Source organism: Methylobacter sp. (genome assembly GCF_023227905.1).
In the GTDB taxonomy this organism is placed as follows: Bacteria; Pseudomonadota; Gammaproteobacteria; order Methylococcales; family Methylomonadaceae; genus Methylobacter_A.
The window spans coordinates 57366-71002 of the sequence record NZ_JALOCF010000001.1; the positions used below are offsets into that span (position 1 = coordinate 57366).

11 protein-coding genes are annotated in these 13637 nt (G+C 49.3%); 8 read left to right on the top strand and 3 right to left on the bottom strand.

Going from position 1 to position 13637, the window contains the following annotated elements; all coding sequences use genetic code 11:
* Positions 1-463 precede the first annotated feature (463 nt).
* Together M0R47_RS00300 and M0R47_RS21820 are read left to right on the top strand one after the other, a co-directional pair.
* On the top strand, positions 464-850 hold the full coding sequence (locus tag M0R47_RS00300) for a DUF3597 domain-containing protein (RefSeq protein WP_292548819.1): 387 nt from the start codon (positions 464-466) through the stop codon (positions 848-850).
* Between the two features lie 91 nt (positions 851-941).
* Positions 942-1655, top strand: a complete 714-nt coding sequence (locus M0R47_RS21820; RefSeq protein WP_366513149.1) for a YidB family protein — start codon at positions 942-944, stop codon at positions 1653-1655.
* Here the strand turns inward: M0R47_RS21820 and M0R47_RS00315 are convergent.
* Complete coding sequence (locus M0R47_RS00315; RefSeq protein ID WP_292548821.1) at positions 1641-1841, bottom strand: sigma 54-interacting transcriptional regulator; 201 nt, start codon at positions 1839-1841, stop codon at positions 1641-1643. The genes M0R47_RS21820 and M0R47_RS00315 overlap by 15 nt on opposite strands.
* Before the next feature lie 178 nt (positions 1842-2019).
* Between M0R47_RS00315 and M0R47_RS00320 the strand changes: the two genes are divergently transcribed.
* Positions 2020-3987, top strand: a complete 1968-nt coding sequence (locus tag M0R47_RS00320) for a sensor domain-containing diguanylate cyclase (protein WP_292548823.1) — start codon at positions 2020-2022, stop codon at positions 3985-3987.
* Positions 3988-4184: 197 nt separating this feature from the next.
* Here M0R47_RS00320 and M0R47_RS00325 read toward each other — a convergent pair whose 3' ends face one another.
* Positions 4185-4775, bottom strand: a complete 591-nt coding sequence (locus M0R47_RS00325) for a hypothetical protein (RefSeq protein WP_292548825.1) — start codon at positions 4773-4775, stop codon at positions 4185-4187.
* A 380-nt stretch (positions 4776-5155) separates the two neighbouring features.
* Here M0R47_RS00325 and M0R47_RS00330 point away from each other — a divergent pair, with 380 nt between their 5' ends.
* From M0R47_RS00330 to M0R47_RS00350, 5 genes are all read left to right on the top strand, one after another.
* Positions 5156-6361: a molybdopterin-dependent oxidoreductase gene (locus M0R47_RS00330; RefSeq protein WP_292548827.1), complete on the top strand. Its 1206-nt coding sequence runs from the start codon at positions 5156-5158 to the stop codon at positions 6359-6361.
* A gap of 10 nt (positions 6362-6371) precedes the next feature.
* A complete protein-coding gene (locus M0R47_RS00335) occupies positions 6372-6647 on the top strand; it encodes a cytochrome c (RefSeq protein ID WP_292548829.1) in 276 nt (91 codons plus the stop codon).
* 466 nt (positions 6648-7113) lie between these two features.
* Entirely contained in the window at positions 7114-7311 is a 198-nt protein-coding gene (locus M0R47_RS00340) for a DUF1289 domain-containing protein (RefSeq protein ID WP_292548831.1), read from the top strand.
* A 578-nt stretch (positions 7312-7889) separates the two neighbouring features.
* On the top strand, positions 7890-8237 hold the full coding sequence (locus tag M0R47_RS00345) for a hypothetical protein (RefSeq protein ID WP_292548833.1): 348 nt from the start codon (positions 7890-7892) through the stop codon (positions 8235-8237).
* Between the two features lie 635 nt (positions 8238-8872).
* Positions 8873-11587 (top strand): NB-ARC domain-containing protein, encoded by a 2715-nt coding sequence (locus M0R47_RS00350; protein WP_292548835.1) that lies wholly within the window; start codon positions 8873-8875, stop codon positions 11585-11587.
* 101 nt (positions 11588-11688) lie between these two features.
* Here M0R47_RS00350 and M0R47_RS00355 read toward each other — a convergent pair whose 3' ends face one another.
* Positions 11689-13503: a sigma 54-interacting transcriptional regulator gene (locus M0R47_RS00355; protein ID WP_292548838.1), complete on the bottom strand. Its 1815-nt coding sequence runs from the start codon at positions 13501-13503 to the stop codon at positions 11689-11691.
* Positions 13504-13637 lie beyond the last annotated feature (134 nt).

The window sequence follows — 13637 nt, forward strand, 5'->3', positions numbered from 1 at the left end:
CGTTTATTATGTTTTATTCAATACGTAATTATCGCATAACAACACTCTTAAAGTTTTTAAAACATTAAGATTTCGAGTTAAGACTGCCTAGCCTGAATCCAACAAATCTTTTATTTACAATACCTTACAATATCCCAGCCTGACTGATTACATTACAAAGCCGCTTACGCTTCAAGCTAAGCTTGTTTAAGTATTTCTACATATTGTGCATTAAGCCCAATCTTATGTATCGTTGATTCAAACTATTAGCATTTATTACCCGGATAATGTTCGGACCCTTATAGCCAAAACAGGATGTGGAGACATCACCCAGTTCCAAGCGCTCGGATGCTCAATATTTATTAGCGTTCCGGATCCAAGTACCTGAACCAGGCCGGTTTCGTACCGCTTAATTTTAAATAGCCAAACTTCAACAAGCGTCAACATTGCTCTCACTCAACTTTTCATTTTATAAGGATCTGTCATGAGCCTATTTAATTCCATTCTTGAAAAACTGGGCATTCGCGGTGCGGCTGCCGCGAAAAAACCTGATGAAGGCCAGCCACAAACACAGCCACCAGCAGCTTCCGCCCCTACTGAAGGAGTTTCTGTGGTCGATGTTGTAACCAAATTGGAAGGATTAGCCGCTTCCCATCCGGAAAAACTTAACTGGAAAACCTCGATTGTCGATTTGTTAAAATTATTGGGACTGGACAGTAGTTTAGATGCACGTAAGGATCTTGCGGCAGAATTGGGCTGCCCTACGCAAATGATGGCCGATTCATCCCAGATGAATATATGGCTGCATAAAACCGTGCTGCAAAAACTCGCACAGAACGGCGGCAACATTCCTCCAGAGCTGTTGAGCTAAACAGATTTATTCGGAAATACCACTGATTGCCGCAAACACCGGAATCATGCTGTTGCAGTTATCTTCCACGAATTTCACTCGGAGAAACCTTATGAGCCTTTTTACAGACATTGTTAAATCCGCTATTGGCACAAATGATTCTTCTGGACAAGTTGAAAACAAAACCCAAAATTTATTGAATGGCTCTCTGGAAATGCTGGAGAAAATGGGCGGCATAGACGGGTTGGTTAAGAAACTTCAGCAATCAGGAATGGGAGATATTGCCGAGTCCTGGATCGGAACTGGAGAAAACAGGAGTATAAATCCCGACCAGCTGGCCAATGCACTGGGCAAAGACCAGGTTGATGCTGTCGCTCGACAGGCAGACATCCCTGAATCTCAAGGAGCATCAGTGCTGTCACAAATTTTACCCGCTGTGATCGACAAATTGACGCCGGATGGAAAGCCTCCCGAATCAAGCAGCCTGGCAACCTGGGGCAAGGTGCTTCTTGGCGGAGCGGGGGCCGCGCTTGCTGCAAAAGCGGCCGCATCGTATTTTGGCGATAAGGAAGATGAGGAGGAGCAAGCGCCCAGCCCAGGACAACAGGCAACAACCGCAAGCGCCGCTGCTGTCGATACCGGAGTTGGATCGGCCACTGCCTCGTCCGTTCGAACTTACACTGTATCCAGCGGCGATACGCTTTCTAAAATTGCCAAACAGTTCTATAACGATAGCAATCAATGGCAGCGCATTTTTGATGCCAATCGCAATATCTTAAACGACCCGAATCGGATATTTCCCGGCCAGCATTTACGTATTCCATAGCGGATATAAGCCTGAATACAAATCGAAACGAAACCTCTCCAAACCAGCCGCTTCGTCCGGATTGCGATGTGCGGCCGCGGTTACCCGCACATCGACCTGGATGGTTTTGCCGCCCCCTGCCCGCTTGAATTCCTGCTCCTGCCTGACCAGCATCATCGTAAACGCCTGTTTTTTGCTTGCGCTCAAACAAGCTTATTTTCCGGCTTACAGAGCTACAAGACTGGAAAGCAGCGCTGAACCGGTTTACCATTCAGCTTGAGACAGGATGCAGGGCCGTTGAAACCCGCTAGAAAATCAGGATACGCTCCATGAACAGCAAAAACATGTACCAAAACGCTAGATAACACACAGCTTCTAGAACGTTATGGTAACTAAAAGATTCCCCACACTTTCCACCGAAGGAAAAGTTGTTTTTATTATCTCCCTGTTTGTGCTGATTTCAGTATTGCTGGGCGGGATGATTTTTTGGTATGGCAGTATTTTCGATGGCGTGCGCTCCTATGTCAGGGGCGAAGGTTTGTGGGCCAAGGCGCAGAAAGATGCCGTATTCTATCTGGACAGTTATTCCTATAACCGTTCGGAAAGCGACTATAACGCTTACCTGCAAGCTCTACAGGTCATCAATGGCGATAAAAATGCCCGGCTGGCATTATTGGAATCCCCGCCAAATTATGAGGAAGTCAGAAAAGGCTTTCTGCAAGGGCAAAATCATCCTGACGACATAGAATCGATGATAGAGTTCTTTTTAACATTTCAGCGCATTTCCTATATGCGCGACGCTATCTTTACATGGCAATCTGCCGATCAAATGATCGACGAACTGAAGCAACTCAGCGAACAAATCCGGATTGAACTCAATGCCGCAAACTCAAACACCGAAAAAATAATCGAATTGCGGCAACGCTTGCAGCAACTCAATGGTCAGCTTCATGAACTGGAAAACCGCTTTTCACTGATCCTGAGCGCAGGGGCAAGATGGGTTAAACAAGCGACATGGCTCGCTACCGTACTAGTGCTGATTATCTTCATCGGCATCGCACTCCTGGTCAGCCGACAAATCATCAAAGGCATCACCAAAGCGGAACAGCGACTGCTTATCAGCGAGTCGCGGTTTCGCAGGCTCAAGGAATCGAATACGATCGGCATTATTTCCTGGCGAACAGATGGCGTAATCGAGGAAGCGAACGACCTGTTTTTAACCATGACCGGCTATGACCGGTCGGATGTTTTGACCGGCACCCTCAACTGGCGGGATATTACACCGGTTGAATTTCAACAGCGCGATCAACAAGCCATCCGCGAGCTTTTAATACATGGCCGATGCGAGCCTTTTGAGAAAGTATTGATCCATAAACTGGGTCATTGGGTACCGATTTATATTGGCTCGGCAATGCTGGCCGGCAATCAAGAACAAGGCATTGCCTATGTCATGGACCTGAGCGAACGCAAAAAAGCGGAGCAACAATTAAAGCTGGCGGCAACGGTTTTTGCCGCCAGCAGCGACGGAATTCTGATTACCGATTCGTCGGCGCGTATCGTTTCGGTCAATCAAGCGCTTTGCGCTATGACCGGGTACACCGAAGTCGAACTATTGGGCCAGCCTCCGTCAATCCTGCAATCGGGTTATACCACCGGTGAAGAATACAGCCGGATGTGGGAAGCGCTGAATAAAAGCGGCCAATGGCAGGGTGATGTTATCGACCGCAAGAAAAACGGCGCCCTGATTCCGATGAGAGTCAGCATTAACCAAGTAAAAGACGCCGACCACCAACTCACGCATTATGTCGCCATCCTGTCGGATATTACCGAACGCAAAGCGACAGAAGAGCATCTGCGCCACATCGCTCTTCATGACCCGTTAACCGGCTTGGCTAATCGGGTGCTATTTAATGACCGGCTTGAGCAGGCAATTAGACTGGCGGCGCGCAACAATACCAAATTTGCCGTGTTGTTCCTGGATCTGGACAAATTTAAACCGGTTAACGATCTTTTCGGGCATAAGACCGGAGATAAGTTATTGCAAAAAGTTGCAGACCGGCTCACTCGAAGCGTCCGCGAATCCGATACCGTCACCCGCTTGGGCGGCGACGAATTCGTCATACTGTTCGAAAATATTACCGGTCAGAAAATGGTTGAAAAGCTGCTTAGCCCTCTTGTCGATACAATATGCAGCCCTTACCATATTGATGAGAACGATATCGAAATTGACGTAAGCGCCGGAATAAGCGTTTATCCCGACCATGGCACTGACGCTAAAACGCTGTTGCATCATGCTGATACAGCAATGTATGAAGCAAAGGAAGCAAAGGGAAATGCGCTTAAATCTTTGTAAGTTGGGCATGCTTTGTGTTGCCCAAGATTCTGGTGACAAACCTGAAATCCGTCTCCATATTAAATCGGGCATAAAAAGCATGCCCAACCACAGCCTGAGTTGTTCACTGTAGGGTACGCACCGCGTACCTTTTGAGGTTCTAGTGGCGGAACGGTCTGAAATGGTACGCGGTGCGTACCCTACAGTGCTTGAAACGTTTATATGCTATTGGAATAAGGTTTCTGTTTTTCAGGCGGAGCGGCTTTTTCCATCTCACGGCGAAATTCATCCAGTTGCCGTATTAACTCCTGGCTGAAGGACCTGATTTGTTTCTCAAACAACGGAATTTGCTGCTTCAATTCCTTGTTGAAGGTTTCACCCAACGCTCGCAAGCTTCTAAAAATGTCTCCTAACGGCAGGATTGAAAGATTATTGAGCGTTTGCTGGTAATCGACTTTCCATTGATCGTTTTCTTTCAATAACACCGTATCAAAAGACAAATCATCATTGCTTTCCGAGTCTTTTAGCCTCATGCGCGTCGCTACCGTTGCATTAAAGCCGTTGATTAAAGCCGTCCCGGTTTTTACCGTCGCATCTCCCAGGACCGGCTGTGAATTAACAAGATATTGGGTCTCCCGGGTAGCGTATTTTCTGGCAGAGTCAATATCGCCATCGGCCATCTCTTCCCAAAATACCTCGGCAACCTGTTCGGGGGTTGATACGGTCTGGCAGCCGCTGAGCAAGAGCAACAGGCTTAGAAGCCCCACCAATTCAGCTAAATTTTTCAATAAAACTTTAGTTGTTGCCATCGAAACCTCCGGGAATTTAAGCCAGTTCGGGAAAAAGTTATTTGGATTATACGGCAGCCAGAACATCGGCTTCCATACAGAAAGTTTTATACACCAAGAATGGCGCAGGCCCATCGATTCCTGGAAATATATTTCACTCTTGACACAAAGCACAGAAATCTCCGTGTTTTCCTGCATGCTTCGTGATAGATTTGATTGTCAGTACAGTTTGCACATGGCTCATCTGCTGCTTAACAGCGTTCAGCTTTAAAAGCCGCTGATGCGTATGAGTTTATAATTCAGCCTGCATAGGCTGAACGCGGTCACCGTTGCGGTTTTTAATTAATCGATTAGCAATAGTATTGGGTTAGCGACAGTGAACCCAACCGGGGAGATATCTTATGGTCGACAGAAGGCACTTTATCAAGAACATCGCAGGCGGCTTGGCGGCTCTCGGCGGACTATCGCTATTGCAACGATCGGATTTGGCGGCAGCAACAGGCACGGGGGAATCATTGGTCATGGATACCCTGCCCGGCAAAGAGGCGCTGATCAAAAAAACCTTCCGCCCTCCCAATTACGAAACGCCGGTCAGTGTTTTCGAAGCGCCTTTTACGCCCAACAAGCTGTTCTTTGTGCGTTACCATAACGCCGTCATTCCCGAGGCAAAGATCAGCGAATGGCGGTTGAGCATAGGCGGCGATGCCGTTCATACACCATTCGAACTCACGCTTGAACAATTGCGCAAGGATTTTGAACAAATCGAAATCGCCGCCCTGTGCCTGTGCTCCGGCAACCGCCGAGGCTTGTTTGAACCGCCTGCGCCCGGATTACAGTGGGGGTCCGGCGCAATGGGCAATGCGCTCTGGCGTGGCGTCCGCCTGAAAGACGTACTTGCGAAAGCCGAAATCGACCCGTCCGCGCTGGAAGTGAGCCTGGCCGGGGCCGATTCCGGGGTACTGCCAACCACGCCGAACTTTGTTAAAAGCCTGCCGCTAACCAAAGCGCTGGATGAAAACACCCTGATCGCCTTTGAGATGAACGGCGAACCGCTGCCGCACTGGAACGGCTACCCTGCCCGGCTGATCGTTCCCGGCTGGACAGCCACCTATTGGCTTAAACACCTGACCGCGATCAACGTCATATCCAAGCCCTTTGACGGCTTCTGGATGAAGACCGCTTACCGCATTCCCAAGGATCGCTTTCCCAGCGGGCAATTTGGCTCCCAGGAAACCGAAACCCATATGCCGATCACTGAAATAATCGTCAATTCATTGATCACTAACTTGGCAGACGGGCAGACCTTGCCACACACCCAGTCGATCGAAATCAAAGGCGTAGCCTGGGACGGCGGCGATGGCATCGCACGGGTCGAAGTGTCCACCGATGGCGGCAACAATTGGCAACAGGCCAAATTGAAGCAAGATTACGGACGCTTTTCCTGGCGCCAATGGCAATTTGTCTTTATGCCTCAACATCCCGGACAATACCGAATCATGGCGCGAGCCACCAGCCATTCCGGCGCGACCCAACCGCTGGAGCCGATCCCGAATCCTTCCGGCTACCAGCACAACGCCGTGCAGAAAATTACCGTTAACGTGGCTTAAGGAGAACAGGATGCGGATATTAATTTTGTTGTTATCGTTTTTCGCCGCCACGGCTACAGCCGGGGAAAACCAGATATTCCTGAAAGACAGGCCGGGCAAAACCCAAGTCGCAACGCAATGTTCAATCTGCCACAGCCTGGACTATATCACCCAACACGCCGCGATCCTGGACCGGGTCGGCTGGGAAAAAACCGTCGGCAAGATGATCAATAGTATGGGCGCGCCGATCAATGGTGCCGACAAACAGATCATCATTGATTATCTGGCGCAGAATTATGGGAAATAACAAACATTAACCACATCGATAAGGTCAGCCCAAATTACGGACCTATCAGCATTAGAGCGGTTCTTGTGAAACAGATACTTAATAACTGATGTTACGCACAGGATGTACTTCTCCCGTTTGCCGCGCCGAGCACCGGAGCTTTTGCCGAGAATGGCCCGTAAGGGGTGCGGCAGGGAGGCCGCACGTTGGCAGAGGGGCAGGAGCCCCTTTCTGCCGACCCTCGGAAAAAGCGAGGAGCGCAGGAAGCAAGCGGCAACCGGGCCGCCTTTCTTTTGGATACTTTTCTTTGGCGGAGCAAAGAAAAGTATCTCGCCCTCGGGTGCGAGAACCCGATTCAAATAAAATATCGCGTTAGCGACGCCTTAAATTTAAATTCGACTGAATTCGTAACATCAGTTAATAACAACACGTAAGGCGCAATCCTTCTCTATCAGGCTTTGCGTTAACTACAAAGAGACTTTCTTCATTGATAAATATTATCTCGCCCTGTGTAAGGAACTGCTGCCTAAATGAGGAAAATGTCTGCCTTGGTTGTTTTCGCAGCATTGATGAAATTATTCAGTGGAGTGAGGCAACAGAACAGCAAAAGCAGGGAATACTACATTTGGCAAATGCACGAAAAATTGATCATCGACTTAAATACGGATCTAACATAGATTTTTAGTGATGACAGCGAAGATCAACTCCTAAGCTGTTCTGCAAGGTGTAATCGGCATTAGCCGTATTGCACCGCATGTTTGACTTCGAAAATGAAGCAATACGCTATCGCTATTGAGCCTTACGAACTGACCGGCGGAGAGGAAACGCCGCAAGATTTCATGGTGTAATCGCAGCCCCCACATCCCTGTGGAGAATGCAGAGAAGCTCAACAGCGGCCCCTCTATTTATTGCTGTGTTCATGGACAAGGAGCAAACTCGCACGAAGGCGGTACACGGCCTACGAACGAACCGTTCGGACACTGAAATGCATCTTGAGTACAAAAGACCGTTTCGTTATTGCACCCTTCGACTGGAGTCACCGAATAGGCCGTGGTCTGCGGATTGGGACGAATAGCATTCAGTTGGTTAATAACAGCGTTAAGGTTTTCCACCTGCCCAGCGGGAGCTGCTTCCGCACAGGCTGAGAACCCTCCTTCAACCCCGCGGCCCAATACTATGAATTTCTCTATCACACCACTGGCGACCGCATGACCAATAACCTGCCGCACTGTATCGAAAGCAGCAATATCCACCGCCGGGCCTATGCCAGAAATGCTGACCTCAAACGCAGGGCCTGCCGTAACCGTGGGATTTGTCGGAGTTGTAGAAGTCTCCATAAACGTAGAACCTGTCGTAGTAGTGGTAGAACCGGTTGTAGTCACTGGAGTTGTCGAAGCAAATGGCGTTGCCGTAGTCACCGGGCTTATGGTTGCAGCCGGACTTGCCGAAAACAAATTGCTCGTCGGGTTTGGTGTAGTCCCGGATGTTGTCGTAATCGCAGGGTTTGTTGTAGCCACGGGAGCTGTCGTAGTGGAAGGTGCCGCAAACATAGGGTCTTCCGCAAAGGCGGACGTGGTTATGAGTAGCGCCGATAACAATACAAAAGAATAATCTGATTTTTTCATGGGGTCCTCCGAAATAAATTGCTTAAGACAAAGGAAAAAGACCCGCCTGACGTAAAGCAGGCATCATTGGAATGGATATTAAATCTCGAACCGAAGCATAACGCGGCCTCGGAAGTCCGTAAAACCCGATGCTATGGCATCTAAAAATCAATAGCAACCTTTTTGGCAAGTTAAAACTTGAAGCTGATTTTCTAGCAAAACCATGGCATTAGCCCGAAACGGTTAGCGTTGGCAGCATTCACGAACGGCAACACTTAGGAGAGCGCGGGACGTATCCGTACAAAAAATCGGCGCGCGTCGTTCAGTTAATACGATAAAGAAGAAGGAGCCGACGGGAACATAAGCCCGCCTAAAGTGGGACATAAACGCAGCGCCAAAATGTAAATCAAAAAATGTAGGGTACGCACCGCGTACCACAGAATAGACAGGAGTGATTCTAGCACGGCACCTCAGATAGTTGAGAACATGATATGATACGTTAGACATTAAGGTACGCGCTACGTACCCTACCGGGCTTGCTTCTGCTGGGTTTCGCAATGCTCAACCCAGCCTATGGCCCATAGTTGTAATAAATTCACAAATTTTGATTAATAGCAGTACTGTAAAATTAAGGTGATTCTAATGTCCGAAGCTTTTCGAAAGAAGGTAATCAGTACACTCGTCGATGAAATCGCCCTCCTCACTGGCGGAAGGTTCGAGCAATTTGGCTACAAAATGATGGGGGTCATTTACCCTGCGCAGTGGGTTGAGCGTGGTACGACGATCGAAGGCGCTCCGCGGGGCTACACGGTTGACACCTCGGCGGATGGTTCTTCTCTAGTCGCAGAAATGAGTTCTGAAAGCGACTATTTCCATGGCAAAATGACAAAGCCGCAACGTGATTTGCAGCACGCGGTTAGCTTACACCCCGATGTGAAACGTATTTGGTTGTTGGCGTCGCAAGAAGCAGCCGCAGGCGAAACGACAAAGCGTGCTAATTTGGAGACTCAATTCAAAAAAGGGCGCAAGCCACTAGAAGATGTCAATATTTTAGATGCCAGAAAAATTGCTGAGCATATCTTTGATAACTTAGAAAGTGAGCACTTTATCAGCATCATAGCAGATTACCTACCAAGTATTGGCCGGTTGGCAGACGAAAATGCGTTCAGTCACCGAGTACCGAAGTATTCGGGTTACTTGTCACGTCCGAGTATAGAAGACACTGTAATTAATCGACTCGACAATACCTCATGCATTGTCATTAATGGAATTAGCGGAATAGGCAAAAGCGCTCTTGTTGCGCAAGTTGCAGAAAGACTTCGTCAAGATTTCGATGTTATTATTTGGTACGACGCTTGTGAATTAAAAAACGTAACAGAACTCTCCGATGTTGACGTCCGTCGAAGTGGTGCACGGCATAATATTACCAGTCTACTTCGTCGTCAAAAGTGCCTCCTTATTCTCGATGATACAGAACTTTCTTTGAGACAAGTTGCTGAATTGGATTTAGGAGAATCCAAGGTAATTCTAACCTCTCAGATTCGCTCTGATCCCCAATCTATCATATTAGAAGATTTAGATTTTGACTCGGCTCGTACTCTATTAGAAGAAGGCGTGTCTAATCCGTGCTCGGATCAAGTTTTCCAACGCGTGTTCTCTAACATCGGAGGCTATCCACTTCTTCTGGGAGCGCTGAACAGATTGGCTCAAGAAGAAGGGTGGGAAGCTGTTAATGACTGCTGTGAGGATGCGATAATTTCTGTTGAAGATGAGCGCCACAAAAAAGTCTGCCAGCGGATTCTTATTCGTCATCAGGCTGCTTTGACTGGAGAATTGGAGTTCGTCAAATGGTCTGGTGGGTCTCGCTTTGTCTCCGATCTAGCTGAAGTTTGTGTCTCATCCAGAGCCGTAAAAAATCTCCAAAAGCGAGCATTCCTTGCCGCGACTATTTCCGGTAACATTCGAGTTCATGATGTGGTCTACCAGTCCATCTGCGGTGTAATTAATACATCTGCACAAAATGACACCGAGTTCAGTAGAAAACTAGAAAATTATATTGGTGAGAAATGTGAAGAAGAGAAACCTGCATTCCGACGAATTGTAAGGTTTCACGCACCACTGCTAAAACGACTACTGAGTTCGAAGCCTTGCCCATCATTCGTTTATGCTGTTGCTCTTGCCAGAACTGGCGGAACACCGCTTGACTTACTCGGGGACCCGGTTGCTACAGCTAAAAAGATTGCTTCCTACGTTAATTGGAGTGGACTGGAAATTGAAATCCGAGCAGTCATTGAATCCGTGGAGGCTCTCTATACGCTCACATCGGCTGCTCAAGGAGCGGACGCCGCCAAAATAGACTTGCAGAATAACATCGTCACTCTGGAACTTCTTCGTGATAGCCCAGCAGCGAAAGGTGAAATTCTGAGAGATATTAAACATCATTTCGCCAAAATGCTTGTTCGTCTCGAAAGGGTTCAGGATGCGGAGATTGAATTTCAATCCATTCTAATAGATCATCCAAACTTCGCTGCTGGACGGCTTCAGCTAGGTAGAATATTAGACAGGACGAGGCGAAAACAAGATGCTCTCGACGAGTGCAAGAAAATCATCGCTCAGTATAAAGATACTCAGGCACGAGTTGATCCGGTTCTGCTCGAAGCCCTACGGTTACTGGCCTCGCTAGGAACCTCAGACGATCTGGCACCATACCAAGCCCTGATCATGTCCAGCCTCGCAGAGGCACGCGAATACGACACTGCTTTAGCTCTGCGTCTCGTTGCCTCTGTAGCCCAAAAGACGTGGTACACGATGCCGCAGATCGTATCTCGCATGTTCAAAGCGATCGAATGGAGAGATGCAGCTCCCTCCTCAGACTCAGAACGTTTTGACTGGGCGCAGGCGCATAAAGCGGCAGCCAAGGTGACTGATGTTAGTGACCCGCAGCGACATGACTTTCTAGTAGCCGCAGACGAAGCGTATAGGAGCATAGTAAACCCAAATAGTTACTATATGATGCAACATACCGAGGCTCTCGTCCTGCTTAAGAAATTCGTAGAAGCGAATGATCTTCTTGATCTAATCACTGAAAGCGAACATAACGAATTCTGGTGGCAGAGAAAGGCGCAGGCTTTACTGGGCTTGAATAGTATTGATGCTGCACTGGAGGCAATCAATCATGGCCTTCAAAAATTGAGAGACAAAAAATACAAGCCGGCATTTCTTCATGATCGCTACCTGATAAGGAAATCGCTGCAAGAAACTGAAGCAATAGAGGATTTGAAAGCTGCAATCGACGCATTGCCAAAAAATGATAAATACAGACAGGAACTTGAATTAGAGTTGGCTGAACTGTCTTAATTGGAATAATTTAGATCAGCTGAGATCGGGTTGGCGATAGCGTAACCCCACATTTACGTGTTATGTGTTTTTCAGGATTATCAGTGCCATTCAATACGCGCTCACTCTGCCTTGGAAATCCCCAACTTCAACATCCTCGACCGCAACGTATTCGGATTCATACCCAATATCGCAGCCGCCCCTTTGGCGCCGGAAACCTGCCAGCCGGTGGCTTCGAGGGTGCGCGTTATGTGTTCGCGCTCGACGGCTTCCAAGGTCGGCAATTTGCTGGTAGCGGCTTCGGACTGGGCGCGGGCGGGCTGCAACGGCGCTATTTCCAGCAGTGAGCCTTGAGACAGAATCACCGCCCGCTCGATGACGTTCTGCAATTCGCGGACGTTGCCGGGCCAGACGTATTGGCGTAAATACTCCAATCCAGTGGGATCGATATCATCGAAGCGCTTGCCGAATTTTTTGGAGTATTTGGTCAGAAAAAACCGCGCCAGCAGCGGAATATCGGTCGTCCGCTGCCGCAATGCCGGTATCTCGACAGGAAACACGTTCAGGCGGTAATACAGGTCGGATCGAAACCGCCCTGCCCTGACCTCATCGGCCAGATTGCGGTTGGTGGCGGCGATGACGCGCACGTCGGCCCGGACGGTTTCGCTGCCGCCGACCCGCTCGAATTCCTGCTCCTGCAACACCCGCAACAGCTTGGCCTGCGCCGACAGGGATAGTTCGCCGAGTTCGTCCAGGAACAGGCTGCCACTGTCGGCCAGCTCGAAACGGCCTTTGCGTTGCTGGGTTGCGCCGGTGAACGCGCCTTTTTCATGACCGAACAATTCGCTCTCGATCAGCTCGGCGGGCAGCGCCGCGCAATTGACTTTGACCATGATGGCTGCGCTGCGGTCGCTGAATTCATGGATCGCTCGCGCCAGCAATTCCTTGCCGGTGCCGGTTTCGCCGAGCAGCAGCACCGGCGTATCGGTGCGCGCGACCATTCGCACTTGCTCCATGACTGTTCGCATCAGCTTGGAGCCGCTAACGAAATCGTCCGGATTGTGGTCGTCGTTCAGCACTTCCTGCAGGTAGCCTTTTTCCTGTTGCAACCGATCCAGCTTCTGTTCGGCGAGGCATCGGTCGTTCACATCCCTGAGGATGATGGTGAAGAGTTTTTGGCCGTGCGCCTCCAGTAGCGAAAAAGTGGCTTCGATCGGGAACTCTTCGCCATCGGCGCGGCGCGCACTGAGGCCTTCCGGCGCCCAAGCCTGAGCTTTGGCTGCGGAGCTGTCGAAATCGATGAATTGCTCGAACAGTTTGCTGCAATGCGGCGCAATAAAGCGTTCGATCGACTGGCCGATAGCAAAGTCGGCGGCGCAACGGAAGATTCTGGCCGCCGCCGCATTGAACAATGTGATCTGGTGTTGCTGGTCGACGGTAACAATGGCGTCCATCGCCGAACCTAAGATCGAGGAAATGCGCTGTTCGCTTTCGGTCAGCGCCTGCATCATCAGCCGTTGCTCGGTACGGTCGCGCTGGGTTTCGACGATTGCCACCACTTCGCCGTGCTCATCAGTGATGGCACCCGCATCGATGACCAGATAAAGCCTGCGGCCGTCCGGCATCGGGCACCAGTTTTCGGTATGGTATATATCGCTGTAAGACGTGAAATCGCTGGCATGCTCATAAAGGCTGGACACTTCGCCCAAGGTACTGTCGAGCAGCAAGTCGGCCAGACACGGGCGTTTTTGGGTGTAAAAGCCGCGCCAATGCTGATCGGTACCGATCATCTCCTCGGCTTTCAGGCCGGTCAATTGCTCGCAGGCTTTGTTCCAGATCACCACCTGATGTTTGGCGTTCAACACGAACGCCGACACCGGCATGTTCTGCAATAAATGCTCGGCGGACAGGTTTTGAATTAATGGGTTTGTTTTCATATTGAGTTAAAAGATAAGACTTGTTGTGCCTGACAGGCTCGAACGGTATGCATCTTAGAGTTTACCAAGCAAGGCCGGAAATAAGATCATCTTACTTGTGCCCTATGGGTATTCCGGGCTACGGAGCTCGATTA